Origin of the sequence: Qipengyuania flava (assembly GCF_019448255.1) — a bacterium.
GTDB classification, from domain to species: domain Bacteria; phylum Pseudomonadota; class Alphaproteobacteria; order Sphingomonadales; family Sphingomonadaceae; genus Qipengyuania; species Qipengyuania flava_A.
Genome location: NZ_CP080410.1, coordinates 1,819,701 through 1,843,822, shown reverse-complemented (window position 1 = coordinate 1,843,822; position 24,122 = coordinate 1,819,701). Strand labels below are relative to the sequence as shown.

Below are 24,122 nucleotides of genomic sequence, written 5' to 3'. Positions count from 1 at the left end.
GGAGGCGTTCCAATTTCTTCAATCCGGACGAAACGCATGGCCAACCGCCCGATCGCACCGCACCTTCAGATATGGAAATGGGGCCCGCACATGGCGGTCTCCATCCTGCACCGCATCACCGGCGATGGTCTCGCCTTTGTCGGCCTCGGCGTGCTGCTGTGGTGGCTGGGCGCGATGGCTGCCGGGCCCGAAGCGTACGCGACCTTCGAAATGGTCATGGGCTCGCCGCTCGGCATGGTCGTGCTGGTGGGCCTGTCCTGGGCCTTCTTCACCCACATGATGAGCGGGCTTCGCCACTTCGTCCTCGACATCGGTGCCGGTTACGAGCTCGACACGAACAAGACCTGGTCGATCCTGTCGCCGGTCATCGGCATCCTCCTGACTGCGGGCTTCTGGGCCCTCATCCTGCTTCGCTAAAAGGGCATACCCATGGGTAACGGAACCTCCATCGGACGCGTGCGCGGGCTCGGCTCGGCGCATGAGGGCGCGCATCACTGGCTGGTGCAGCGCTTCACCGCGATCGGCAACCTTGTCCTCGCGCTGTTCCTCGCGGTCAGCCTCGCGCTGCTGCCGAACTATTCCTACGCCACCGTCGCCGGCTGGGCTTCGCAGACGCTGCCCGCGACCGCGCTGGCGCTGCTGGTGATCTCCGTCTTCTGGCATGCGCGCCTCGGCCTGCAGGTCCTGATCGAGGACTATGTCCACGACGCCGGCACCAAGTTCGGCACGCTTGCCCTTCTCAACCTTGCAACCATCGGCGGCGGCGCCTTCGGCATCGTTTCGATCGCCCGCCTGGCCCTTGGAGGAGCTGCCTGATGGCCCGCAACGAAACTTTCAGCATCAACGGCCGTGAATACCCGATCGTCGACCACACCTATGACGTGGTCGTCGTGGGCGCCGGCGGTTCGGGCCTGCGCGCCACCATGGGCGCCGCCGAAGCGGGCCTGAAGACCGCGAACATCTCCAAGGTCTTCCCGACGCGTTCGCACACCGTTGCCGCTCAGGGCGGTATCGCTGCCAGCCTCGGCAACAACACGCCCGACCACTGGTCGTGGCACATGTACGACACGGTGAAGGGCGCCGACTGGCTCGGCGACCAGGACGCGATCGAATATCTCGCGCGCGAAGCCCCGCAGGCGGTTTACGAGCTCGAGCACGCGGGCGTCCCCTTCAGCCGCAACGAAGACGGCACGATCTACCAGCGCCCCTTCGGCGGCCACATGCAGAACATGGGCGAAGGCCCGCCGGTGCAGCGCACCTGCGCCGCGGCCGACCGTACCGGCCACGCCATGCTCCACGCGCTCTACCAGCAGAGCCTGAAGTACGACGCGGACTTCTTCATCGAATATTTCGCGCTCGACCTGATCATGGCGGGCGAGGGCGCCAACAAGAAGTGCGTCGGCGTGATCGCCATGTGCCTCGACGATGGCACCATCCACCGCTTCCGTTCGCAGTCGGTCGTGCTCGCGACCGGCGGCTATGGCCGCTGCTACTTCACCGCGACCTCGGCGCACACCTGCACGGGTGACGGCGGCGGCATGGTGCTGCGCGCCGGCCTGCCGTTGCAGGACATGGAATTCGTCCAGTTCCACCCGACCGGCATTTACGGCGCAGGTGTGCTCATCACCGAAGGCGCGCGCGGCGAGGGTGGCTACCTCACCAACTCCGAAGGCGAGCGCTTCATGGAACGCTACGCGCCGTCGGCCAAGGACCTCGCCAGCCGCGACGTCGTCAGCCGCTCGATGGCGCTGGAAATGCGCGAAGGGCGCGGCGTGGGGCCGGAAGGCGACCACATCTTCCTGCATCTCGACCACATCGATCCCAAGGTGCTGGCCGAGCGCCTGCCGGGCATCACCGAAAGCGGCAAGATCTTTGCCGGCGTCGACCTGACCCGCGAACCGCTGCCGGTGACACCGACCGTCCACTACAACATGGGCGGCATCCCCTGTAACTACCACGGCCAGGTCGTGACGCTGGGCGAGGACGGAAATCCCGACCACGTGGTCCCGGGCCTCTACGCCGTGGGCGAAGCGGCCTGCGTCTCGGTCCACGGTGCGAACCGCCTCGGCTCGAACTCGCTGATCGACCTCGTGGTTTTCGGCCGCGCAACGGGTCTCCACCTCAAGGAGAACTTGACCGCCGGTGCGAGCCAGGCCGAACTGCCGGCCGACAGCGCCGACATGGCGCTCTCGCGTCTCGACCACTTCCGCTATGCGGATGGCAGCCAGACGACCGCCTCGATCCGCGCCGACATGCAGAAGACGATGCAGGCCCACGCCGCCGTGTTCCGCGACAGCAAGCTGATGGCCGAGGGCGTGGAAAAGCTCACCGGCATCAACAAGCAGATGGAGGACGTGAAGGTCCACGATCGCTCGCTGATCTGGAACAGCGACCTCATCGAAACGCTCGAACTCGACAATCTGATGGCGCAGTCGGTCGTGACCATGGCTTCGGCGGAAAACCGCAAGGAAAGCCGCGGCGCCCACGCGCACGAGGATTTCCCCGAGCGCGACGATGCGAACTGGATGAAGCACACCATCGCCTGGTTCGAAGGCTGGGGCGGCAAGGGCGGTGCAGTCAAGATCGACTATCGCCCGGTGCACGAATACACGCTCACCGACGACGCGGAATACATCAAGCCGAAGAAGCGGGTTTACTGACCGAATGGGCGACGAACGCGACGCTTTCGTCGCCCGGTATTCCCGTTGGCGTCTCTGTCTCCTGCTTCTCCTTTCGCTGGGCTTCGTCGTTGGCGGCCTCTGGATGCTCGAAGTATTTGGCGAACTCGGGGAGCCGTCGCCCAGAAGGCCGTTTGGGACCTTGCCTCGCGCCGCCTATCCGTATGTCGGTGCGCTGAACGTCGCTTTCTTCGGTTGGGCCGCGATCATCGCTCTCCGCAGGATTTTCCTGCGTCAGGATGCCGTGAGAATTAGCGCGTCGGGAATCTGGACTGGCCAGCACTACAGCCGCGCGTTCGCCTGGGACGAAGTCACGACCATCAATCCCGCACCTCCTATCATTCGGTTCGAGGTTACCGAAGGGGTTCGGAAGGGGTTGCCGGTGTGGTTAAGGGCTTATGGAGCGATCAACCGAAGCCTTATGGGATCGTCCTTTGCGATTTCCCTGGGGTCTCTTGATGCGAACAAAGACGAGATGATCGATGCGATTGTCCGTTACGCTCCGCCCCATCTGACCGGCCGGGAAGGTTGACTTCGCGCCGCTTCACCGGCCAATTCCCCTCATGCGTTTCCTGACCCCAGCGCTCCTGTGCGCCGCCGCATTTGCCAGCCCCGTCGCTGCGCAGCTTTCCGCGCCCGAGCAGGCGATTGTCGAGACCGTCGAAAGCCGGTTCGAGCGCGATGTGGCGCTGCTCGAGACGATCACGCTCGTCAATTCGGGCACGCACAACCACGCCGGTGTGAAGGCGGTGGCCGAGCTACTCGTGCCCGAGTTCGAGGCGCTGGGCATGACGACCGAGTGGATCGACCAGTCGGCCAACGGGCGCGCGGGGCATCTCTTTGCGCGCACCAGCGGCACGCCCGGCACCACCAGGATCCTCCTGATCGGCCATATCGACACGGTGTTCGAGCCGGACTCGCCCTTCACCGGCTTCGTGCGGGATGGCGATACGGCGGTCGGGCCGGGCGTGGTCGACAACAAGGGCGGGATCATCGTCATCCTTGCGGCCCTGCGCGCCATGAAGGAAGCGGGCACGCTCGACGATGCGAATATCGTGGTGGCGCTGACCGGCGATGAAGAGCATGCGGGCGAACCCCTGGACGCCGCGCGCGAGCACCTGATCGAGGCGGGCAAGTGGGCCGATGTCGCGCTCGGCTTCGAAGGCTTGTCGATCCTCGACGGCAAGGACGCGGGCGTCATCGCGCGCCGGTCTTCGGGAAGCTGGACGCTGACCGCGCGGGCGAAGAGCGGGCACAGCTCGGGCATCTTTTCCGACCATGCGGGCTACGGCGCGATCTACGAGATCGTCGATATCCTCGACACCTTCCGCCGCGAACTGCCGGAAGACAACCTCACCTTCAACGTCGGCCTCATCGCCGGGGGCACGCCCGCCGAACTGTCCGAAGACGGGCTGTCGGCAACCGCCAGCGGCAAGACCAACATCATCCCCAGCGTCGCCGTGGCGCGCGGCGATCTGCGCGCGCTGACGCAGGAGCAGAACGAGCGCGTTGCCGAGCAGATGCGGACCATCGTTGCGGACAACCTGCCCGGCGCCGAGGCGAAGATCACCATCGAATTCCGCTATCCCCCGATGGCCCCGACCGATGGCAACCGCGCGTTGCTGGACCGGCTTAACGCGATCAATGCGGACCTCGGCCGCGAGCCGATGGAACCCTATCCGCCCTCGCGCCGCGGGGCCGCCGATATCAGCTTCGTTGCGCCTTATACCGATGGGCTTGCCGGCATGGGTCCGGCGGGCAGCGGCAGCCATGCCGAAGGCGAAACGATCGACCTGCGCTCCATCGTGCGCCAGGCCCAGCGGGCGGCCATCCTGATGAGTCGCCTGTCGCAGGGCCCCTACGCGAAATAGGCTCCGCCCGGTGCGCGTGCTTGCCAGTCTTGCCGGGGCCGCGCTGCTGGCCGCTTGCGCCACCACGGCAGGCGCGCCGCCCGTACGGCTATCCGCCGATCCGTTCTACACGAAGCATGTCGCGGCCGAGGGGATAGCGATCCTCTCCTCCGAGCGTGTGCCCGACGAAGCGCTGTTCGCCGCGCGCGACATGGTGCGCGGGATGCTGGCCCACCGGCCCGAGCTTGCCGTGTGGCTGGTCGAAAACGACTACCGCGTTGCCATCATCGCGCGCGACGAGGCGCTGCTCGACCTGCCGGAGAACCGCGGCTGGACCAAACCGGCCAAGGACGATCCGCGCCTGACTCGCTGCGAGCGCAAGCATTACGAGGCGCGCATCGGATCGAAGACCGCGCGGCAATATTGGGACGAGCGCGCCCGCGGCATCGGCGGCCCGCGCCTGGTCGGATCGGAAGAGGATGTGCTGGGCCTCCCCGTCAGCCGCTATTGGGGCGAGACCATCTTTGTCCACGAGTTCGCGCACAATGTCCTCTTCGCGATCGAGGGGACCGATCCGGCGCTCTACGCGCGGGTCGAGGCGGCCTATGCGAACGCGCTGGCGAACAGGCTCTGGTTCGAGGAATACACGACCACGACGGTGCACGAATATTGGGCCGAAGGGACGCAGTTCTGGTTCAATTCGAACCGCCTGCAGGCCTTCGACGGGCGGCAGATCCTGAACCACACCGACCTGTTGGACTACGATCCGCAGCTCTATTCCGTGCTGTCCGAAGCCTATGGCGAGCGGCACGAACTCAAATCAGACCCGTTCCACATGCACCCCGCGCGCGTCCCGCCCGGGCCGCCGCCGGAAAACACCGCCGAGGTCTGTTAGTCAGCTTCGGCTGCGGGCAGGGCGTCCAACCGCCGCATGTCCACGATCTCGACCGGATCGGCCAGCAGCTGGCCCTTCATCCAGCCTTCGCCCTTGTCGGGATCGGGCGGCAGGGCGTGGATTGCGTGGACCACATCCATCCCGTCCACGACATAACCGAAAACCGCGAAGCCGACCTTGAGGCTGGGATCGGGCGAGGCGGGGTTCGCGTCGAGGCCCTTCTGGTCCTTGATCATGATCGAAAAGTCGCCCGTCGCCGTGCCGGGATCGTAACGCGCCATCGACAGCGCGCCGTTGGTGTGGCTGAGCCCGGTCTCGGTGGTCGGCTCATGCGCGATCGGGTCGAGCACGCGGTCGGGATGCATCTGCGTGCCGCCCTGCAGCAGCCCGTTGGGCGGTTCGCCCCAGTCGAGATGCATCGCGCGGTAGAACTTTGTGCCGTCGAAGCGATCCTCGTCGACATAGCGCAGGAAATTCGCCGCGGTGATCGGCGCGCGCTCGGTCTCCAGCTCGACCGTGATGTCGCCCATCGTGGTCTCGATAACGACCAGCTGGGTTTGATACTCAGGTTCCGGCGCCGGCGGCGACTCTTGCGACAGGGCGGGCGAGGCAATCAGGGCGAGAGGGGCGAGAAGCGCAGCGAAACGTGTCATTGATCCAGAGTGATATGTCGTTGGTCGAGAAGCAAGCGCCTTTCATCGGCGTTCATCCACGCTTCAGATTTACAGCCGTAGTCGAAATGGCTACAGACGTAATCGTAAATTTACGCATTGCACTTCAGGAGTAGGGAATGGCCAAGCGCAACCAGGCACGTGGCGAACGGATCAGCGAAGCCGAGCACGCGGTGATGGAAGTGCTGTGGGACAAGAACCCCATTTCCGCCGCCGAAGTGTGCGACGCGGTCTGCGCCCAACGCGACTGGTCGATCCCCACGGTAAAAACCCTGCTCAGCCGCCTCGTCCAGAAGGACGTGGTCGCTACCGAGCCCCAGGGTCGCAAGTTCCTGTACCGCCCGCTGATCGAACGCGCGGACTATGTCGGGGGCGAAAGCCGCCGCCTGGTCGACCGCCTCTTCGGTGGCCGCGCTGCACCGCTTTTCGCGCAGCTTGCGGAAAGCGAGGCGCTGACCGACGATGATCTCTCCGAGATCGAAGCGCTCTTGAGGGAGATGCGCAAATGACCGAGCTTATCCGCGAATATTGGGACTGGTTCCTGCTCGACACGCTGCTGTGGACCGGCGTCCTGATCGGCATCGCGCTGCTGCTGCGTCGCCCGGTCTCCAAATACCTTGGCGCGGGCGCGGCCTATGCCCTGTGGTTCCTGCCGCTGGCGCGCCTGCTGTTCCCGCCGGTGACCTTGCCGGCGTGGATGCAGTTCAGCCTGTTCGCATCCGAGCCGGTGGCCGAGCCCGTGCTGGCTGAGCCGATGCCCCTGGAGGCGAGCGAAACCGCCTTTTCCTATGCCGACATCGTTGCCCCGGTCGCTCCGACGACCTTCGAATCGCCGATCGACCTTGTGACGCCGCTCGTCATCCTGTGGCTGCTGGGCGCGGCGATCTTCATGGGCCGCCGTTTCTGGCTTTACGGCCAGCTCCGCAAGGAACTGCTCGAAGACGCCAAGCCGGTGGGCGAGGTGGACAACATCCGCCTGATCGAAACCACCGCTATTTCAGGCCCCATGGCCTTCGGTGTCTTCGACAAGGTCATCGCGCTGCCCGATGGTTTCATGATCAGCCGCGAACGCCAGGTCCGCGACCTCGCCATTGCGCATGAGCTTGCGCACCACCGCGGCCACGACATCCTCGTCAACGTGCTGATCCAGCCGCTGTTTGCAGTGCACTGGTTCAACCCGCTGGGCTGGATGGGCTGGACCGCCATGCGCCGCGACCAGGAAGCGGCCTGCGATGCCCGCGTGGTCGCCAGCCGCAGCCGCGACGAGCGCGCCGCCTACGCCGCGATCATTGCCGATTTCGCCCGCCGCCCGCAAATCGCCCCGCGGCCTGCGCTGGCCGCTCCGATGGCGTGTCCCGTCCTCGGCGACAAGTCGATCATCCACCGTCTGAGGAGCCTCCCCATGAGCGATGATTCCCGCCGCCGCCGCTTTGCCGCGCGCGGAGCCGTGGCCGCTGCCGTGCTCGCCCTGCCGATGACCGCGAGCATCTGCTACGTCGGGGCTGCTCCGGCCCAGGCCAGTGCGCTCCCGGTCGTGGCGCCGGAGATGACCGAAGTCGTGGCCCCGATCCCGGCTCCCGGCGAACTTGCCAAGCCCGTCGCGCCGGAGCTTGTCTTCCTTGACGAGGATGGCCTCATCGAAGTCGCGCTGGAGCGCCGCGAACTGGCGGACAAACGGCGCGAGCAAGCCGAAGAGCGCCGCGAACGCGCCGAGGAACGCCGCAAACGCGCCTGGGAAGCGGAACGCGAACGCCAGTGGGAACGCGCCCGCACCAGCTACGCCCAGGGCCGCCAGCAGTGGGCCGCCGGACGCGTGGAATACGCGCGCGGTCGCCAGCAGTGGGCCGACGGCCGCCTGCAGTGGGCGGAAAGCCGGGTTGAGCACTCGAAGGACAAGGCCAAGCGCAAGGAAGCCATGGCCCTCGCATCGGCTGGCTGGGGCGAGGAAATGGGTGAAGCCATCGCCCATTCGGTCTCCACGGCGGTCAGCCATGTGCCCGAAGTGATCAACGATTGCCGCTATCCGGAAACGCCGGTTCAGGTGGTCGAGAAGGAATCGGGCAAGATCACCATGTTCGTCTGCGAAAGCGCCGGTGATCGCATCGCGCTCAAGGCGCTGATCTCGGCGCGGGCAGAGATGGCTGCGGACGAAGAGATGCCGGCCAATTTCCGCGAAGAAATCCTCCGCGACCTCGATCGCGAGATCAAGAAGCTGAAAAAGGAACTGCGGAGCGCGGCGTAACCCCCGGCTCCCGTAGCGCTGAGCCCCTGCAGCGCAAACCCGAAGGGCGCGGTCGGTGGGACCGCGCCCTTTCAGTTGGTGCTTAGTCCTTGAACCCTCTTCTTAGCGTAGCGCGGTAATCCGGTCGCAGGCGCGGTCGTCGCCCTGGAGACCCAGGCGCAAGGCATCGCTGCGCTGCTTGCTGGTGCCGTGGGTGAAGTTCTCCGAAGAGACCCGCCCGCCCGTCAGGCGATCGTCGCCGATGGCGGCGGCGGCGTTCATGCCTTCCTCGATATCGCCCGGCTCGATGAGGTTGCGGTTCTTGCCTGCCCATACGCCGGCGTAGCAATCCGCCTGCAGCTCCATCAGCACGCTCAGCTGGTTGGCCCGCGAGGGGTTTTGCTGCTGGGCGCTGCGGATCTGGCCGGATATGCCGGTGATCGTCTGGATGTGGTGGCCGTACTCGTGCGCGAGGACATAGTAGCGCGCGAAATCGCCGCCCGCTCCGAGCCGCTTCTCCAGCGTGTCGTAAAAGCTGGTGTCGATATAGATCGTCTGGTCGCCCGGACAGTAGAACGGGCCCATGGACGAGCTGCCGTTGCCGCAGGCGGTGCGCACGCCGCCCCCGCCATAAAGGTCGAGCGTGGGCTGCTGGAACTGGTCGCCAAAACCCTGTTCCTCGAAAGCGCGCGCCCAGGTCTGGTTCAGTGACTGGAGGCCGTTGCACGCCTCGCGCGCGTATTCGCTGCTGGTGCAGATTTCCTGTTCGTTGGTGTTGGCGGGCCCCGAGGCCACCTGGCCCTGCTGCACGCTTTCCACCATCCCGGCGGTCTGCATCGGATCAAGGCCGAAGACGAAATAGCCGATCGCCGCGATGACGATCGTGCCGCAACCCAGGCCGCCGGCCTTTCCGCCCGGCATCCCGCCTCCGCTCGAGCGCACGTTGATATTGCCGGTGTTGAACGGATTCAGTTTCATGCGCATCCCCTGTGTGCTGGCCGCTTTACAGCGCATCCCATGTGCGCGATGGCCTGTCTCGATTGTCATTACAACGCCCGGAGGCCCAAATGTTTCTCGAAGGTAAGCGCGCACTCGTCACCGGATCGACCAGCGGCATCGGCCTTGCCATCGCCCGGGCGCTGCATGGGGAGGGGGCGCAGGTCATCCTCAACGGCTTCGGCGATGAAGGCGAAATCGAGACGCTGCGCGAGGAACTGGGCGGAGCCGCGCATTTCGGCGCAGACCTGACCGATGTCGCCGCAGTAGAGGCGATGATGGCCGAGGCAGGCGAGATCGACATCCTCGTCAACAACGCGGGCGTCCAGCATGTCTCGCCGGTGGAGGATTTCCCGGTCGACAAGTGGAACCTGATCCTTGCGCTCAACCTCACGGCCGCCTTCCACACCACGCGGCTTGCCGTCCCGGGCATGAAGGCCAAGGGCTGGGGCCGCATCATCAACACCGCCAGCGCGCACTCCCTCGTCGCGAGCCCCTTCAAGAGCGCCTACAACGCATCGAAGCACGGCATCGCGGGCTTCACCAAGACCATCGCGCTCGAACTGGCCGAACACGGCGTGACCGCCAATTGCATCAGCCCCGGCTATGTCTGGACCCCGCTGATAGAGGGCCAGATCCCCGACACGATGAAGGCCCGCGGCATGACCCGCGAACAGGTCATCAACGATGTGCTGCTGGTGAAACAGGCGACCAAGAAATTCGTCCAGCCCGAAGAAGTAGGCGCGCTCGCCGCCTTCCTCTGCCGCGACGAGGCGCAGAACGTGAACGGCGCGAACTGGAGCGTCGACGGCGGCTGGACGGCGGAATAGGGAGTTAAGGCCATCCCCGTGGCGATGTTCCTCGCGGCCTGTGCTCTTTCGCTGGCAATCAGCCTTGCTGCGCTGGTGCTTGCTTATCGCGAACCGGGACTTTCGTGGAAGCCCATTTGGGTCTTTATGGCCCCTTTCGGTTTGGGAGGGGCCGCCATGGTGTGGTCGGCTCCTGAAACCCTCTACTGGTTTTTCGGCGTGGCGGTGCCCACCGCCTCGTTCATCGCCTCGGACGAGGCCTTTCGCCCGGCTGTTGTGCGGTGCCTGTTCCCTGCCGGCGCGGCATTGGTCTTCGTCCGGGTGTATTGGCACCGCCGAAATCGCGTAAATCCGCCCAAGCACCGCTCTGCCACTAGCTAGATTCTGAAACCGTCGTTACATGGGCCGCCACATTCCTCCCGGCAGGCGATTCTCCACGTGGCACATCTCGACATTCCCCTCGGTCTTACCTTTGACGACGTTCTCCTCGTTCCGGCGGAGAGCGACATCCTTCCGTCGATGGCCAAGACCGCCACGCAGCTGACGCGCGAGATCGGGCTCAACATTCCCGTCATCTCAAGCGCGATGGACACGGTGACCGAGGCCGACATGGCCATCGCCATGGCCCAGCTGGGCGGCATCGGCGTGCTGCACCGCAATCTCGAGGTCGACGAACAGGCCGCCGCCGTTCGTGCCGTGAAGCGCTATGAAAGCGGCATGGTGGTGAACCCCATCACCATCCACCCGGACGCGATGCTGGGCGAGGCGCAGGAGATCATGGCGAAGAACCGCATCAGCGGCATCCCCGTGACCGATCGCAACGGCAAGCTGTGCGGTATATTGACCAACCGCGACGTGCGCTTTGCGGAAAATCCGCGCCAGCCCGTCAGCGAGCTGATGACGACCGAGAACCTTGCCACCGTGCCGCTCGGCACCGGCCAGGAAGAGGCGCGTCGCCTGCTACACCAGCGCCGCATCGAAAAGCTGCTGGTCGTCGATGAGAGCGGCCGCTGCGTCGGTCTCATCACGGTCAAGGACATCGAGAAGGCCGTCGCCTATCCTGAAGCGACCAAGGACGAGCAGGGCCGCCTGCGCGTCGCCGCTGCCACCACCGTGGGCGACAAGGGTTTCGAGCGCACCGAAGCGCTGATCGATGCGGGCGTCGACGTGGTCGTGATCGACACCGCGCATGGCCACAACAAGGACGTCGCGCGTTCGGTAGAGCGGGTGAAGAAACTGTCGAACAGCGTGCAGGTCATCGCCGGAAACATCGCTACGGGTGAAGCGGCCAAGGTGCTTGCAGGCGCGGGCGCGGATGCGGTCAAGGTCGGCATCGGCCCGGGTTCGATCTGCACCACGCGCGTGGTCGCAGGGGTCGGCGTGCCGCAGCTGACCGCAATCATGGACTGCGTCGAGGAAGCCGAGAAGCTGGGCGTGCCCGCAATAGCCGACGGCGGCCTTCGCACGAGCGGCGATGCGGCCAAGGCGCTGGCGGCGGGTGCCTCCTCAATCATGGTCGGCTCGATGCTGGCCGGCACCGAGGAAGCGCCGGGCGAAACCTTCATCTACCAGGGCCGCAGCTACAAGAGCTATCGCGGCATGGGCAGCGTGGGCGCGATGGCCCGCGGCAGTGCCGACCGCTATTTCCAGGCGGACGTCAGCCAGCAGAAGCTGGTGCCCGAAGGCATTGAAGGCCAGGTGCCCTACAAGGGCCCGGCCAGCGCCGTGATCCACCAGCTCGTCGGCGGCATCAAGGCGGCGATGGGCTACACCGGCAGCGCGACGATCGAGGACCTGCGCAAGAACGCGAGCTTCGTGCGCATTACCAATGCGGGCCTCACCGAAAGCCACGTCCACGATGTGTCGATCACGCGCGAAGCGCCGAACTATCCGACGCGCTAAGCCATGACGCCCGCCGCACGGGTCCAGACTTCGATCAAGTTGCTCGATGCGATCATCGCAGGCGCGCGCGGAAAGGGCGCGCCGGCCGACCGCATCCTTGCCGACTGGTTCCGCTCCAACCGATTTGCCGGGTCCAAGGATCGCCGCGCAATCCGCGAGCTGGTTTACGCCGCCATTCGCGCCTGCGGCCCTGTGCCTGCAAATGGCCGCGCGGCCATGCTGCGGCTGGCCGAGACCGACGAAAGCATCGCGCCGCTGTTCGATGGATCGAATTACGGCCCGCCCCCCATCACTGAGGGCGAGGTTCCGGCCGAGGGCGGCGTCGCCCCGGTCTGGCTGGCCGAACGCCTGCGCGATTCGGGCGTGGAGGGCGAGGAGGCTCTGGCACTGCTGGACCGTGCGCCGCTCGATCTAAGGGTCAACACGCTCAAGGCGGAACGCGCGACGTTGGAGTTGCCGGTAGAGACCGCCGCGACAGCCGCGCCCAATGGCCTGCGCGTCCTTCCCGGCACGCCGGTCGACCAGTGGCCAGCGTATCGCGAGGGGCTAATCGAGGTGCAGGACACCGGCTCGCAGCTTGCCTGCCTCGCGGTGGAGGCGAAGCCGGGTGAGACCGTGATCGACCTTTGCGCAGGCGGCGGCGGCAAGACACTCGCGCTCGCGGCCACGATGGACAATCTCGGCACGCTGATTGCCTCGGACACCGACCGCGGCCGCCTGTCGCGCCTTGCGCCGCGCGCGGAGCGTGCGGGGGCGACGAATATCGAGAGCATCCTGCTCAATCCCAAGGCCGAACTGGAAGCCCTGGCTGCCTACGCGGGGCAGGCCGATGCGGTGCTGATCGATGCGCCTTGTTCGGGCACCGGCACCTGGCGCCGCAATCCCGAGGCGCGCTGGCGGCTCGACGACAAGGAGCTCGGCCGGCTCACCGCGATCCAGGCGCACCTGCTCGATCTGGCGACAAACCTGGTCAAACCGGGCGGGCGGATCGCCTACGTCACCTGCTCGCTGCTGGACGAGGAAGGGGCCGGACAATTCGATGCCTTCCTCGCGCGGCATCCGCAGTTCACCGCGCAGCCGCTCGCTCTCCCGCTTGGCCGCGAACGTGGGAAAGGTATGCGCTTGTCGCCGTATCACGACGGCACGGACGGATTTTTCATCGCCTGTGCATCTTAAGCATGATAGCCATTGCGATTATGGCTGACACGCCACATTCTTCCTCGTCCACGTTAACGGAGACGATTATGCGTTTCGCACCCGCCGCTGCAGCCCTTTCGCTGGCTCTCGTCGTGACGTCGAGCGTGGGATGGGCAGGCCAGAAAGCTCCTTCGCCGCGCGCTGCCGTGTTGATCGCAGAAGGCCAGTCGGCGCTTGCGGCAGGCGATACGCAGGGCGCGATTGACGCCTTCGAAGCCGCGCTTGCAGTGGACCCGGCGCATACGCCGATCTTCCTGCGCCTGGCCGAAGCGGCCCGTGCCGACCAGCTGCAGGGCAAGGCGATCACCTATTACCGCGAAGCGCTCAACCGCGACCCGCGCAACCTCGCCGCAATTGCCGGCGAAGGCGAAGCGCTGGTGGAGAAGGGCGCTGTCGAGAAGGCCAAGGGCAATCTCGCCAAGCTGGAATCGCTGTGCGGGGCGAGCTGCCCGGAAACGCAGGTCCTCTCGGCGCGCATTGCAGCCGGTCCGCCCGTGCGCATCCAGACCGCCGAAGCGACGATGCCCGACACGAGCGTGACCCAGTCGAATTGATCGGATGAGCTACACTCGCGCGGCGCTGGGTGCGATTGGCTGGAGCTTCTTCTTTTCGCTGCTTCTGATCTCGCGAGTAGGTCTGCTCGGAACAGGCTCGTGGGAGCTTCCTGTCGAATTTGCGGATATTCCCGGTACCATAGCGGAGCTAATTCTCGCCTGGGCGCTATCCTCGGTTCTTATCGGATCTATGCTTTTGATTTTTAGCGTTCTGCCGGCCGCGATCCTGTCCCTAGCTTTTGAGCGCGCGCAGTCGAAGTGGATTTGGCTAGCTTGCGGAGTGCTTGCCGCACAGCCCGCTGCAAAGCTCTTCGACTTCACGGACAGTGAAGGTCCCGGCTTATCGGCAGCGAGTTACCTAGCAATCGTTGCGTATTTCGCGCTGGGGAATCTGGCCGCTTGGTATTTCGCCAGCTCGCAGCAAGAAGCAGGCGCCTAGACCAGCTCGCGAAACGCCTCGACCACCGCGCGGTAGACGCGCTTCTTGAAGGGTACGATCAGCTCGGGAAGCTGCTCGGCCTCGACCCATTTCCAGTCGCAGAATTCGGCCGGATCGTGGGCTTCGAGGTCGATATCGCTGTCCGCGCCTGAAAAGCGGGCGAGGAACCAGATCTGCTCCTGCCCGCGATATTTGCCGCCCCACAGCTTGCCGATCAGCTCTTCGGGCAGATCGTAGCGGATGGGCTCGCGAGTCCGGTCGATCAGCGTCACATGGTCGGCCCTGGCGCCGGTTTCCTCGGCCAGTTCGCGCAGGGCCGCCGCCTCGAGGTCCTCGCCCTCGTCGACGCCGCCCTGCGGCATTTGCCACCAGTCGCCTTCCTTGTTGTCTATCCGCCGGCCGACAAAGACCTTTCCGTCTTCGTTCACCAGCATCACGCCCACGCAGGGACGGTAACCGAGCTCGTCGCTCACCTGTATCGCTCCACCATCAGTTTCGTAGCATCGAGGAAGGCCTCAAGGTCCCTCTGGCCGCTCGGTATCGCTTTTCTGAGCGTCGTAAAGCCATGAATGATGCCGGGAAACTCGAGATAGACCACTTCCGTGCCGAGCTGCACCAGATGCGCGGCGTATTCCCGGCCGGAATCGCGCAAGGGGTCGAGCCCGGCGGTGCACACCACGGTTGGCGGGGTGTTCGAGCAGTCGCCCACCATGGGCGTGTGGCGCGGATCGCTGGCGTCGCCGCCATACTGGTCGGTGAACCACGCCATCGCGGCGCCGGTCAGCAGGAAGCCTTCGGCAAACATGGCGAGGCTCTGGTGCTGCGAGGTGTCGCTCGCCACCGGATAGATCGGGGCCTGCACGATGACCGGCGCGTCGGCGGGTTCGTTCATCAGCTGGTTCGTGGTGACGATGGTCAGGTTCCCGCCCGCGCTGTCGCCGGTGATGACAAGGCCGGTGATCTCCCGGTCGAGCTCGGCCGGGGAGGAGGCGACCCAGCGCGCCGCCGCTTCGCAATCGTCGGGTGCGGCAGGGAAGGGGTGTTCGGGCGCAAGGCGATAATCGACCGAGACCACCGGCAGGTCGAGATGGTGTGAAATCTCGGTGCACAGCGCGTTGTAGACCTCGAGGTCACCGATCACGAAGCCGCCGCCGTGGATGAAGATCACGCAAGGGCTGGGGCCGCGTGTCGCCTTCACGTCGTAGAAGCGAATGGGGATCGGACCTGCAGGGCCGGGGCACGTGAGGTCCTTCTGCACGCCCATGGTGCGCGGCTCGGCTTCGGCGACGGCACCCATGGCGCGCATCTGCTCGCGGCCTTCCACGGCGCCCACTTCTTCCACGCCCTTGCCGCCCATGGCTTCGAGCATCTGGAGGAAACCGCGCACATCGTCGCGCACATAATGTTCGGTATCGGCCATCGAATTCTCTCCCAATTCGTTGCTTTTCGATACCTAGCGTGTTCGCAGCGCTTTTCCACGCTGGTTTTTTGTCCTAGCAGAGAAACTTCATTGCGAGAGGATGGGGCGCGTCCTAGGTGGCGCCTCCCTGAGAGAAACGGCGCTGCAACGCGCGGCGCAGACAAGGAAGATCCCGGATGGCAACAGCCGCCAGCCTGCCGCAGGACGGCCTCCCCGCAACTCCCGAAAGCGTCGTGGTGCGCTTCGCCGGCGACTCCGGCGATGGCATGCAGCTGACCGGCGGGCAGTTCACGCTGTCGACCGCGCTTGCCGGAAACGACCTGGCGACCTTCCCCGATTTCCCCGCGGAAATCCGCGCGCCGCAGGGCACGCTGTTCGGTGTATCGGCCTTCCAGATCAATTTCGGTAGTCGCGAGATCAACACCGCGGGCGACGCGCCCGACGTGCTGGTCGCGATGAACCCGGCGGCGCTCAAGGTGAACCTTGCCGCGTTGAAGCCCGGCGGGTTGATCATCGCCGACACGGGTGCCTTCACGAAGCGCAACCTCGACAAGGCGAAATACGACACCAATCCGCTCGAAGACGACAGCCTCGCCAAGTTCGACGTGCTGGCCTTCGACATCAGCGAAAAGACGATCGAGGCGGTCAAGCCCTTCGGCCTTGGCAACAAGGACGCGCTGCGTTCGAAGAACATGTGGACGCTGGGCCTCGCGCTGTGGATGTTCGACCGTCCGCGCGAACCGATCCACGATTGGCTGAAGGGCAAGTTCAAGTCGAAGCCCGAAATCGCCGACGCCAACATCGCCGCGCTCGACGCGGGCCATGCCTATGGCGAGACGGCGGAACTCGCCGGGCCGCTCAAGCAGGTCCATGTCGATCCGGTGCCTAGCGATCCCGGCCTCTACCGCACCGTCACCGGCGCGGAAGCGGTCAGCCTCGGCCTCGTCGCGGGCGCGCAGCTGGCCGAGCTGCCGATGTTCTTCGGCGGCTATCCGATCACGCCGGCTTCCGCGATCCTGCACCACCTGGCGCGATTGAAGGAATTCGACGTCACCACCTTCCAAGCGGAAGACGAGATTGCCGCGATCTGCGCCGCCATCGGCGCGAGCTATGCGGGCAGCCTCGGCGTTACCTCCTCCTCCGGCCCTGGCATCGCGCTGAAGACCGAAGCCATCGGCCTTGGCATCATGACCGAGCTGCCGCTGGTGATCGTGAACTCGCAGCGTGGCGGCCCTTCCACGGGTCTTCCGACCAAGACCGAGCAGAGCGACCTCTATCAGGCGGTCTATGGCCGCAACGGCGATGCGCCCATGCCGGTGGTTGCCGCCAGCAGCCCGGGCGATGCCTTCGAAGTCGCGATCGAGGCCTGCCGCATCGCGGTCGAGTACATGACGCCCGTCATGCTGCTGACCGACGGTTACATCGCCAACGCGGCCGAACCGTGGAAGGTGCCCGATCCTTCGACCTTCACCCCGTTCCCGGCGAAGTTCCTCGACCAGCCCAACGATGGCGACAACTTCCTGCCCTACAAGCGCGACGAGAAGGGTGCGCGTCCCTGGGTGAAGCCCGGCACGCCCGGCCTGATGCACCGCATCGGCGGGATCGAAAAGCACGAGCTGACCGGCAATATCGACTATTCGCCCGACAACCACCAGCGCATGACCGACCTGCGCAAGGGCAAGGTCGAAGGCATCGCGGTGCCCGATCAGGAGGTTTGCCTCGGCGAGACCTCGGGCAAGCTTGCGGTTGTCGGCTGGGGTTCGACCTTCGGCCCGATCCACCGCGCGGTCGACAACTGCCGACGCGCCGGCCTCGACGTAAGCCACATCCACGTGCGCCACATCTGGCCGCTACCCGCCAACCTCGGTGAGCTGCTCAAGAGCTTCGACCACGTGCTGGTTCCGGAAATGAACACCGGCCAATTCAAGACCGTGCTGCGCGACCAGTTCCTCGTCGACGCCGAGCCGCTCACCAAGACCAGCGGCCAGCCCTTCCAGATCGCCGAGCTCGAAGCGGCGATCGGCAAGTTTTTCGATGGCATCGAAGGCAACGAAGGCGGTCAGGTCCCGGCTAACGACCAGCAGCTTCCGAGCACGGAGGCGTAACCGGTGGTGGGAAACACCTTCCTTCTTTTTGTGATGCTGGTCGGAGGTATTCTGGCCGCATCCACCATCGGACAGTGGGTTGGTAATCCGTTCGTGACCTTCGGTCTCGCACTCGTAATCGGCCTACTGGTTGCCCGTACTCGAGCGATCTTTGCTCTCTTGGAGCATAATCGCGCGCTGTTTTCCCGGATGCTGGGTTCCGGATCGTTCGACGCGTTGGGGCTTCTTGGCAGCCTGGTGGGATTTGCCATGGTTCTGGTTATCGCGTTTGCGATGCTCGCCCGTGCGAGCGACGGGCTCCGTCATTTTGAGTTAGGCATTGTAGGCCTGATTCTGCCCCTCATGCTCCGTCAGATCATGTATTTCATGGCTGCCAAAAAAGGGAACGTCACGAGATGAACGCTCCGGTAAAGATCGAAACCACCCTCAAGGACTGGGAAACCGACCAGGAGGTCCGCTGGTGCCCGGGTTGCGGGGATTATGCGATCCTCAAGGCCGTGCAGCGCACGCTGCCGCAGCTGGGCGCGGACCCGAAGAACACGGTGTTCATTTCGGGCATCGGCTGTTCGAGCCGTTTTCCCTATTACGTCGAGAGCTACGGCTTCCACACGATCCACGGCCGCGCGCCCGCCTTCGCGACGGGCGCAAAGCTGGCCAATCCCGATCTCGATATCTGGCTGGTGACCGGTGACGGCGACGGATTGTCGATTGGCGGCAATCATTTGATGCATGTTCTTCGCAGGAACGTGAACATGCAGATCATGCTGTTCAACAATGAGATCTACGGCCTCACCAAGGGCCAGGCCTCGCCAACCAGTCGCGAGGGGACCAAGTCGCCCTCGACCCCGATCGGCAGCTACGACCATCCGGCACGCCCCGCCGCTTTCGCACTGGGAGCCGGCGCGCGCTTCATCGGGCGCGGGTTCGATGTGTCGAAGCACCTGCCCGATGTGCTCAAGGCCGCGCACGCCCACCAGGGCGCCGCCTTCATCGAGATTTTCCAGAACTGCATCGTCTACAATAAGGACGTCTTCAACGACTTCGCCGCTCCCAAGGGTGCGGAGGACCAGCAGCTCTGGCTCGAAAACGGCAAGCCGATGCTGTTCGCGAACGACAGCAAGGGCATCGCGCTCAATCGCGAGAAGCTGTGCCTCGAAGTGGTCGATGTGGTCGATGGTGATTGGGAGAGCGCGGGCGTGATCGTCCACGATGTCACCAACCGTTCGGTCGCGCATATGCTGATCGAAATGCCCTTTGGCCCGTTCCCGATGGCTTTGGGGGTTCTCTATGACGATCCGCGCCCGACCTTCGAAGCCGCCGCGCTGGCCGAAAAGGCGAAGGCGAGCGAGGGCAAGGAAGCGAACCTCGCCAAGCTGCTCGGCAAGGGCCAGACCTGGACGGTGGACGACACGGCCGGCCATCCGGCCTAGTCCGAGTTAGCCCGGTCGCATGGATAACCTCACGCACAGCCTCGTCGGCGCGCTGATCGGACAGGCGGGGCTCAAGAAGAAGACCGGGCTGGCCATGCCCGCGCTGATCATCGGGGCGAACCTGCCCGATGTCGATGCGGCGTGCTTCTTCTGGCTGGAGGGCACCGAACATCTCGGCTTCCGGCGGGGCATCACGCACGGGCCGCCCGCGCTGGTGCTGCTGCCGCTGATCCTTGCGGGATTGCTCTACGGGTTCGACCGCTGGCAGGCGAAGCGCGGGAAACGGCCCGAGGACCGGCTTCCGGTGAGCTTCAAATGGCTCTTCGCGCTCAGCTTTCTCGGCTGCCTGACACACCCGGCGCTCGACTGGCTCAACGTCTACGGCATCCGCTTCCTCGAACCCTTTTCCAGCCAGTGGTTCTACGGCGATACGCTGTTCATCATCGATATCTGGCTGTGGCTGCTGATGGGCGTTGCGACCTGGTTCTCGCTGCGACGGGAGAAGCGGGGCGGGGATTGGATGCGGCCGGCGCGAGTGGCGATAGCGGTGGCGCTGGCGTATATCGGGGTGAATGGAGCGATTAGTTGGAAGGCTGCAAATGATGTCTCGACGGCCTTCCACGACGGTGACCATGGTGCACCTGCGATCGCAAGCCCGTTGCCACTGGCGTTTTGGGATCGCGAGGTCATTAGAACGGAGCTTACTACTGGCCCTTCGGTCATCTACAATTTCCATCTCTGGCGCGCCGGACAAGGCGTGTTGGAGAATTCTCAATGGCCTGCCGAACCATGCCCTCTAAGCTCGTGGGGACAATCTTTCGACAGCGCCGACAGTCAGGTAAAAGCCTTCCTCTTTTGGTCCCGCGCACCATTCGCGGAACGCGCACCTGATGGCTCCGTCCTTCTACGAGACGCTCGCTTCTACGATCCGCGTGCGCGCGACCGGTTCACCGTCGCGCTGCCCGAGGTGAAATGCGAGGAACTTCCCGCGCGCTAGACCCGTTTGCCTCGCAAAGGGGATCCCATGAGCTCACCACAGATCGTCTGGCTGCGGCGCGATTTGCGCATGGCCGACCAGCCCGCACTCCACGCCGCCGCGCAGGCGGGACCCGTCATCCCGGTCTTTGTCCTCGACCAGGACCGCGCGGGCGACCACGCCTATGGCGGGGCCTCGCTCGTTTGGCTGCACCATTCGCTCGAGGATCTGGGCAAGAGCTACGGCAGCCGCAGTTCGCGGATCGTGCTGCGCAAGGGTGATGCGCCGCAGATCCTCGCCGCCATTGCCGACGAGGTGGGCGCGACCTGCATCCACGCCATGCGCCATTACGAGCCGTGGTGGAAGGAGGCCGAGGACGAGCTGAAGGACGCTCTGGGCGAGGATCGCAAGCTCTGCCTCTACGATGGCAATTACCTGCTCCCGCCCGGCAGCGTCACCACCGGCTCGGGCGATCCCTACAAGATCTACACGCCGTTCTCGAAAGCGATGCTCGAGCGCATGCCGCCGCGCGATCCGCTGCCCGCGCCCGAAACCATCCATTCGCCGGGTAGCTGGCCCGAAAGCGACGAGCTGGCCGATTGGGACCTGCTCCCGAGCAAGCCCGACTGGGCCGGCGGCATCCGCGATTTCTGGGAGTTCGGCGAAGAGGCCGCTCACGACCGGCTCGACTGGTGGACCGACCGCGTCGCCGAATACGACGAGGGCCGCAACCTGCCGTCCGAGGACATCACCTCGCGCCTCTCGCCGCATCTCCACTGGGGCGAAATCAGCCCGGCGCAGGTGTGGCACGCGCTCAAGGACAAGCGCTCCGACGGGTGGAAGACCTACGCCAAGGAGATCATCTGGCGCGACTACGCCCAGAACGTGATCGACCAGTTCCCGGATTATCCGAAGGAAAGCTACCGCGACTACGACGAGCGCACCTTGTGGCGGAACCCGAACGCCGGTCACCTGATCCAGCAGGATCTTGAATGCTGGCAACGCGGCATGACGGGCTATCCGGTGGTCGATGCCGGCATGCGCCAGCTGTGGCAGACCGGCTGGATGCACAACCGCGTGCGAATGATCTGCGCCAGCTTCCTCGTGAAGCACCTGCTGATCGACTGGCGCTTCGGCGAACAGTGGTACTGGGATACGCTGGTCGACGCCGATTATGGCAACAACGGCGTCAACTGGCAGTGGATTTCGGGCACCGGCGTCGACAGCAACATGTTCGTGCGGATCATGGCCCCGCTCACCCAGAGCGAGAAGTTCGACGCCGCCGGCTACATCCGCGAGTATGTCCCCGAATTGGCGAAGCTTTCCGACAGCGAGATCCACGATCCGCCTGATCACAAGCGCGGCAAATACCCGAAGAAGATGATCGGCCACAAAGAAGCGCGCGAGCGGGCACTGGAAGCGTATAAAGCCAGCAAGGACTAGCTTGCCTCCGCCGCGCCCGCGCGCAATAGCGGCGGGCAATGGACATGCAGACCACACCCCGCGGCCGCGCCCTCATTTCCGGATCGCAGCGCTTTGCGCGCAAGCCCGGCTGGTTTGCCCGCATGACCTCGCCCGCCATGGGCAAGATCATCAAGCGGATCGATGCTTCGCTGACCTCGGGGACCATTCACGGGGTGCTGCCCGACGGCACTCGCACGACGCTGGGCGGGCGCGCGCCGGGCTTCGAATGCGAAGTGCAGCTGCGCAGCTGGAACGCTCTGGTGCGGCTTGCCAGCAACGGTTCGGTCGGCTGGTACCAGGCGTGGGAAGCGGGCGAGTGGTGGAGCCCCGATCCCGTGCCGCTGTTCGCTTTGTTCATGCAGCACGCCGCGCGTCTCGGCGATACGGCGCGCGCCAAGGGCCCGTTCCGCCATGCGCTGAAGCTGGCGCATGTGTTCAACCGCAACACGCACGAAGGCGCGCGCAAGAACATCAGCGCGCATTACGACCTCGGCAACGATTTCTACGAACCCTGGCTCGATGCGACGATGAGCTACTCCTCCGCGCTCGACGTCGGGCGCGACGGGCTGGAAGAGGCGCAGCGGCGCAAGTGGGACGCGCTGGCGTCACGCATTGGCGAGGCACCGACGGTGCTGGAGATCGGCTGCGGCTGGGGCGCGCTCGCCGGCTTTCTTGCGTCGCGGGGCAGTGACGTCACAGCGATCAGCCTGTCCGACGAACAGCTGGCCTGGGCGCGGGCGCGGTACGAGGGGCCGCAGTTCCTCAAGCAGGATTACCGCGACACGGCGGGACAGTTTGACGCCATCGTGTCGGTCGAGATGGTCGAGGCGCTTGGCCGCGAATACTGGCCGACCTTCATGGACTGCATCGCGCGCAACCTGAAGCCGGGCGGGCGCGCGGCGATCCAGTATATCTCGATCCGCGACGATCTCTTCGATTCCTACGCCAAGAGCGCGGATTTCATCCAGGCCTATATCTTCCCCGGCGGCCTGCTGATCCGCACCAGCGAGTTTCGCGAACTGGCCGAACAACGCGGTCTTGCCTGGCAAGACCAGCGCGACTTCGGGCTCGACTACGCCGAGACATTGAAAGCCTGGCGTCGCAGCTTCGATGCGGCGGAGGCCGATGGCCAGTTGCCGCCCGGGTTCGACGCCCAGTTTTGCGACCTCTGGCGCTTTTACCTAATGTATTGCGAAGGCGGTTTCCGTGGAGGCGGGATCGACGTGCACCAGGTCACGCTGGTGAAAGAGGGAGAGAAATGATGCGAGCTCTGTGGATTTCGAGCGCTGCGCTGGTGCTGTCGGCCTGTTCGGCCAGCTACGGCGGGGCGGATACGCCGCCGGTCGCAAGCGCGCCCGCTCCGGCACCGGTCGCGGCACCTGCTTCGATCCCGGCTGTCACCCAGTCGATGCCCGAACAGATGGCGAGCATGGACCCTTCCGATTCGCTGTTGTTCTGGAGCGACGAGCGCCGTTCGGCCGCCTTCCGCGACATGGAAAGCCTCTTCCCGGGACTGGAGGTTGCTCCGGCAAGCTCGCCGCGGATGCTCCCGCGCTCGGCGCAGACCCTTCCGGCTGGCGTGCAGCAGGCGATCCGTGCGTATATGGACCAAACCAGCGCTGCGGGCGTGATGGTCCTGAAAGGTGGCGAGATCGTCGCCGAGGAATATGGCCTTGGTCTTGGCCCGACCGACCGCTGGACCAGCTTCTCGGTCGCCAAGAGCTTCACCTCGACCCTGCTCGGCGCGGCAATCGCCGATGACAGCATTGCCAGCATCGACACCCCGGTGACCGATATCATCCCGGCGCTGGCGGGTACGGCCTATGAAGGCGTCACCGTCGGCCAGATTGCCAGCATGACCTCGGGCGTCGCCTGGAACGAGGATTACACCGATCCGGACAGTGATGTCGCTAAGATGCTCGCCATTGCGCCGGTCGCGGGGGAATCGCAGGCAGTGACCTATGCGCGCACCTTGAAGCGCGAAGCGCCGGCGGGTGAGAAATGGGTCTACAAGACGCTCGAGACGAACCTCCTCGGTCTCATCGTCGAAGAGGCGACCGGCAAGCCGCTTGCCGCCTACGCTGCCGAGAAGATCGTCGAGCCGGCCGGCTTTGAAGGCGGGCTGTTCTGGATGCAGGACCTCACCGGCGGCAATATCGGCGGGTGCTGCCTGTCGCTGCGCCTCGTCGATTATGCCCGCATGGGACAATTCGCGCTCGAAGGGGGCAAGGGCATGGTGCCCGGCGGCTGGTTCGAGACTGCCGGCTCTCCGCTGGTCGATTTCGGCGCCGCGGCTCCGGGCTTTGGCTATGGCTACCAGTGGTGGACCTATCCCGGCGATACCTACGGCGCGCAGGGCATTTTCGGCCAGGCCATCACCATCGTCCCGGAAGAGGACCTTGTCGTGGCGATCGTCAGCAACTGGAAGACCGCGACGAGCAACGCGCATCGCGACGGATTCCGCACGCTCGTCGGCCAGATTGCCCAAGCGCTGGACGACTGACCGCACGAAACG

The 24,122-nt window shown here is 65.1% G+C and carries 25 protein-coding genes; 21 read left to right on the top strand and 4 right to left on the bottom strand.

Annotated elements, in window-relative coordinates:
* Window positions 1-90 precede the first annotated feature (90 nt).
* The 6 genes from sdhC to KUV82_RS09070 are packed head-to-tail and all read left to right on the top strand — an operon-like array spanning window position 91 to window position 5,423.
* Window positions 91-417, top strand: coding sequence for a succinate dehydrogenase, cytochrome b556 subunit (gene sdhC, locus KUV82_RS09095; RefSeq protein ID WP_375541200.1), 327 nt, complete (start codon window positions 91-93; stop codon window positions 415-417).
* Between the two features lie 12 nt (window positions 418-429).
* Entirely contained in the window at window positions 430-816 is a 387-nt protein-coding gene (sdhD, locus tag KUV82_RS09090) for a succinate dehydrogenase, hydrophobic membrane anchor protein (protein ID WP_219953978.1), read from the top strand.
* Window positions 816-2,660 (top strand): succinate dehydrogenase flavoprotein subunit, encoded by a 1,845-nt coding sequence (gene sdhA / locus KUV82_RS09085; RefSeq protein WP_219953977.1) that lies wholly within the window; start codon window positions 816-818, stop codon window positions 2,658-2,660. The genes sdhD and sdhA overlap by 1 nt, the downstream gene beginning before the upstream one ends.
* A 4-nt stretch (window positions 2,661-2,664) precedes the next feature.
* A complete protein-coding gene (locus KUV82_RS09080; protein WP_219953976.1) occupies window positions 2,665-3,210 on the top strand; it encodes an STM3941 family protein in 546 nt (181 codons plus the stop codon).
* A 31-nt stretch (window positions 3,211-3,241) separates the two neighbouring features.
* On the top strand, window positions 3,242-4,549 hold the full coding sequence (locus tag KUV82_RS09075) for a M20/M25/M40 family metallo-hydrolase (protein ID WP_219953975.1): 1,308 nt from the start codon (window positions 3,242-3,244) through the stop codon (window positions 4,547-4,549).
* Between the two features lie 10 nt (window positions 4,550-4,559).
* A complete protein-coding gene (locus KUV82_RS09070; RefSeq protein ID WP_258319700.1) occupies window positions 4,560-5,423 on the top strand; it encodes a glycoside hydrolase in 864 nt (287 codons plus the stop codon).
* On the opposite strand, the gene KUV82_RS09065 is transcribed toward KUV82_RS09070, so the two are convergent.
* Window positions 5,420-6,076: a peptidylprolyl isomerase gene (locus tag KUV82_RS09065; protein WP_219953974.1), complete on the bottom strand. Its 657-nt coding sequence runs from the start codon at window positions 6,074-6,076 to the stop codon at window positions 5,420-5,422. The two genes, KUV82_RS09070 and KUV82_RS09065, sit on opposite strands and share 4 nt — an antisense overlap.
* A gap of 137 nt (window positions 6,077-6,213) precedes the next feature.
* Between KUV82_RS09065 and KUV82_RS09060 the strand changes: the two genes are divergently transcribed.
* Window positions 6,214-6,603: a BlaI/MecI/CopY family transcriptional regulator gene (locus KUV82_RS09060; protein ID WP_219953973.1), complete on the top strand. Its 390-nt coding sequence runs from the start codon at window positions 6,214-6,216 to the stop codon at window positions 6,601-6,603.
* Window positions 6,600-8,336, top strand: a complete 1,737-nt coding sequence (locus tag KUV82_RS09055) for a M56 family metallopeptidase (RefSeq protein ID WP_219953972.1) — start codon at window positions 6,600-6,602, stop codon at window positions 8,334-8,336. The genes KUV82_RS09060 and KUV82_RS09055 overlap by 4 nt, the downstream gene beginning before the upstream one ends.
* A 102-nt stretch (window positions 8,337-8,438) precedes the next feature.
* Here the strand turns inward: KUV82_RS09055 and ypfJ are convergent, their stop codons facing one another.
* Window positions 8,439-9,293 carry a KPN_02809 family neutral zinc metallopeptidase gene (gene ypfJ / locus KUV82_RS09050; protein ID WP_219953971.1) on the bottom strand — a complete coding sequence of 285 codons (855 nt, stop codon included), beginning with the start codon at window positions 9,291-9,293 and terminating at the stop codon, window positions 8,439-8,441.
* An 89-nt stretch (window positions 9,294-9,382) separates the two neighbouring features.
* Here ypfJ and KUV82_RS09045 point away from each other — a divergent pair, with 89 nt between their 5' ends.
* The 6 genes from KUV82_RS09045 (at window position 9,383) to KUV82_RS09020 (ending at window position 14,212) form a co-directional block, all read left to right on the top strand.
* Window positions 9,383-10,141, top strand: coding sequence for a 3-hydroxybutyrate dehydrogenase (locus KUV82_RS09045; RefSeq protein WP_219953970.1), 759 nt, complete (start codon window positions 9,383-9,385; stop codon window positions 10,139-10,141).
* An 18-nt stretch (window positions 10,142-10,159) separates the two neighbouring features.
* Window positions 10,160-10,501: a hypothetical protein gene (locus KUV82_RS09040; protein WP_219953969.1), complete on the top strand. Its 342-nt coding sequence runs from the start codon at window positions 10,160-10,162 to the stop codon at window positions 10,499-10,501.
* 57 nt (window positions 10,502-10,558) lie between these two features.
* Window positions 10,559-12,022: an IMP dehydrogenase gene (gene guaB, locus KUV82_RS09035; protein WP_219953968.1), complete on the top strand. Its 1,464-nt coding sequence runs from the start codon at window positions 10,559-10,561 to the stop codon at window positions 12,020-12,022.
* Window positions 12,023-12,025: 3 nt separating this feature from the next.
* Entirely contained in the window at window positions 12,026-13,198 is a 1,173-nt protein-coding gene (locus KUV82_RS09030; RefSeq protein ID WP_219953967.1) for an RsmB/NOP family class I SAM-dependent RNA methyltransferase, read from the top strand.
* A gap of 68 nt (window positions 13,199-13,266) precedes the next feature.
* Window positions 13,267-13,773: a tetratricopeptide repeat protein gene (locus tag KUV82_RS09025; RefSeq protein WP_219953966.1), complete on the top strand. Its 507-nt coding sequence runs from the start codon at window positions 13,267-13,269 to the stop codon at window positions 13,771-13,773.
* Between the two features lie 4 nt (window positions 13,774-13,777).
* Window positions 13,778-14,212, top strand: a complete 435-nt coding sequence (locus KUV82_RS09020) for a hypothetical protein (RefSeq protein WP_219953965.1) — start codon at window positions 13,778-13,780, stop codon at window positions 14,210-14,212.
* On the opposite strand, the gene KUV82_RS09015 is transcribed toward KUV82_RS09020, so the two are convergent.
* Window positions 14,209-14,646 carry an RNA pyrophosphohydrolase gene (locus KUV82_RS09015; RefSeq protein WP_219956273.1) on the bottom strand — a complete coding sequence of 146 codons (438 nt, stop codon included), beginning with the start codon at window positions 14,644-14,646 and terminating at the stop codon, window positions 14,209-14,211. The genes KUV82_RS09020 and KUV82_RS09015 overlap by 4 nt on opposite strands.
* A gap of 35 nt (window positions 14,647-14,681) precedes the next feature.
* Window positions 14,682-15,632: an alpha/beta hydrolase gene (locus KUV82_RS09010; RefSeq protein ID WP_219953964.1), complete on the bottom strand. Its 951-nt coding sequence runs from the start codon at window positions 15,630-15,632 to the stop codon at window positions 14,682-14,684.
* Window positions 15,633-15,808: 176 nt separating this feature from the next.
* Here KUV82_RS09010 and KUV82_RS09005 point away from each other — a divergent pair, with 176 nt between their 5' ends.
* From KUV82_RS09005 to KUV82_RS08975, 7 genes are read left to right on the top strand one after another with little or no spacing between them, the layout of a single operon-like run.
* Window positions 15,809-17,737 carry a 2-oxoacid:acceptor oxidoreductase subunit alpha gene (locus KUV82_RS09005; protein ID WP_219953963.1) on the top strand — a complete coding sequence of 643 codons (1,929 nt, stop codon included), beginning with the start codon at window positions 15,809-15,811 and terminating at the stop codon, window positions 17,735-17,737.
* Between the two features lie 6 nt (window positions 17,738-17,743).
* Complete coding sequence (locus KUV82_RS09000; RefSeq protein ID WP_219953962.1) at window positions 17,744-18,136, top strand: hypothetical protein; 393 nt, start codon at window positions 17,744-17,746, stop codon at window positions 18,134-18,136.
* Complete coding sequence (locus KUV82_RS08995) at window positions 18,133-19,167, top strand: 2-oxoacid:ferredoxin oxidoreductase subunit beta (RefSeq protein ID WP_219953961.1); 1,035 nt, start codon at window positions 18,133-18,135, stop codon at window positions 19,165-19,167. Before KUV82_RS09000 ends, KUV82_RS08995 begins: the two co-directional genes overlap by 4 nt.
* A gap of 19 nt (window positions 19,168-19,186) precedes the next feature.
* Window positions 19,187-20,164: a metal-dependent hydrolase gene (locus KUV82_RS08990; RefSeq protein WP_219953960.1), complete on the top strand. Its 978-nt coding sequence runs from the start codon at window positions 19,187-19,189 to the stop codon at window positions 20,162-20,164.
* 27 nt (window positions 20,165-20,191) lie between these two features.
* Entirely contained in the window at window positions 20,192-21,586 is a 1,395-nt protein-coding gene (locus KUV82_RS08985) for a cryptochrome/photolyase family protein (RefSeq protein ID WP_219953959.1), read from the top strand.
* Between the two features lie 38 nt (window positions 21,587-21,624).
* Window positions 21,625-22,869 (top strand): SAM-dependent methyltransferase, encoded by a 1,245-nt coding sequence (locus tag KUV82_RS08980; protein ID WP_219953958.1) that lies wholly within the window; start codon window positions 21,625-21,627, stop codon window positions 22,867-22,869.
* On the top strand, window positions 22,866-24,110 hold the full coding sequence (locus tag KUV82_RS08975) for a serine hydrolase domain-containing protein (protein ID WP_309148071.1): 1,245 nt from the start codon (window positions 22,866-22,868) through the stop codon (window positions 24,108-24,110). The genes KUV82_RS08980 and KUV82_RS08975 overlap by 4 nt, the downstream gene beginning before the upstream one ends.
* Window positions 24,111-24,122: the final 12 nt, after the last annotated feature.

What these genes read in the sequence shown, in the direction of transcription:
- sdhC (WP_375541200.1), top strand. Translation starts at nt 91, where the DNA reads ATGGCGGTCTCCATCCTGCACCGCATCACCGGCGATGGTCTCGCCTTT.
- sdhD (WP_219953978.1), top strand. Translation starts at nt 430, where the DNA reads ATGGGTAACGGAACCTCCATCGGACGCGTGCGCGGGCTCGGCTCGGCG.
- sdhA (WP_219953977.1), top strand. Translation starts at nt 816, where the DNA reads ATGGCCCGCAACGAAACTTTCAGCATCAACGGCCGTGAATACCCGATC.
- KUV82_RS09080 (WP_219953976.1), top strand. Translation starts at nt 2,665, where the DNA reads ATGGGCGACGAACGCGACGCTTTCGTCGCCCGGTATTCCCGTTGGCGT.
- KUV82_RS09075 (WP_219953975.1), top strand. Translation starts at nt 3,242, where the DNA reads ATGCGTTTCCTGACCCCAGCGCTCCTGTGCGCCGCCGCATTTGCCAGC.
- KUV82_RS09065 (WP_219953974.1), bottom strand. Translation starts at nt 6,076, where the DNA reads ATGACACGTTTCGCTGCGCTTCTCGCCCCTCTCGCCCTGATTGCCTCG.
- KUV82_RS09060 (WP_219953973.1), top strand. Translation starts at nt 6,214, where the DNA reads ATGGCCAAGCGCAACCAGGCACGTGGCGAACGGATCAGCGAAGCCGAG.
- KUV82_RS09055 (WP_219953972.1), top strand. Translation starts at nt 6,600, where the DNA reads ATGACCGAGCTTATCCGCGAATATTGGGACTGGTTCCTGCTCGACACG.
- ypfJ (WP_219953971.1), bottom strand. Translation starts at nt 9,293, where the DNA reads ATGAAACTGAATCCGTTCAACACCGGCAATATCAACGTGCGCTCGAGC.
- KUV82_RS09045 (WP_219953970.1), top strand. Translation starts at nt 9,383, where the DNA reads ATGTTTCTCGAAGGTAAGCGCGCACTCGTCACCGGATCGACCAGCGGC.
- KUV82_RS09030 (WP_219953967.1), top strand. Translation starts at nt 12,026, where the DNA reads ATGACGCCCGCCGCACGGGTCCAGACTTCGATCAAGTTGCTCGATGCG.
- KUV82_RS09025 (WP_219953966.1), top strand. Translation starts at nt 13,267, where the DNA reads ATGCGTTTCGCACCCGCCGCTGCAGCCCTTTCGCTGGCTCTCGTCGTG.
- KUV82_RS09020 (WP_219953965.1), top strand. Translation starts at nt 13,778, where the DNA reads ATGAGCTACACTCGCGCGGCGCTGGGTGCGATTGGCTGGAGCTTCTTC.
- KUV82_RS09015 (WP_219956273.1), bottom strand. Translation starts at nt 14,646, where the DNA reads ATGCTGGTGAACGAAGACGGAAAGGTCTTTGTCGGCCGGCGGATAGAC.
- KUV82_RS09010 (WP_219953964.1), bottom strand. Translation starts at nt 15,632, where the DNA reads ATGGCCGATACCGAACATTATGTGCGCGACGATGTGCGCGGTTTCCTC.
- KUV82_RS09005 (WP_219953963.1), top strand. Translation starts at nt 15,809, where the DNA reads ATGGCAACAGCCGCCAGCCTGCCGCAGGACGGCCTCCCCGCAACTCCC.
- KUV82_RS08995 (WP_219953961.1), top strand. Translation starts at nt 18,133, where the DNA reads ATGAACGCTCCGGTAAAGATCGAAACCACCCTCAAGGACTGGGAAACC.
- KUV82_RS08990 (WP_219953960.1), top strand. Translation starts at nt 19,187, where the DNA reads ATGGATAACCTCACGCACAGCCTCGTCGGCGCGCTGATCGGACAGGCG.
- KUV82_RS08985 (WP_219953959.1), top strand. Translation starts at nt 20,192, where the DNA reads ATGAGCTCACCACAGATCGTCTGGCTGCGGCGCGATTTGCGCATGGCC.
- KUV82_RS08980 (WP_219953958.1), top strand. Translation starts at nt 21,625, where the DNA reads ATGGACATGCAGACCACACCCCGCGGCCGCGCCCTCATTTCCGGATCG.
- KUV82_RS08975 (WP_309148071.1), top strand. Translation starts at nt 22,866, where the DNA reads ATGATGCGAGCTCTGTGGATTTCGAGCGCTGCGCTGGTGCTGTCGGCC.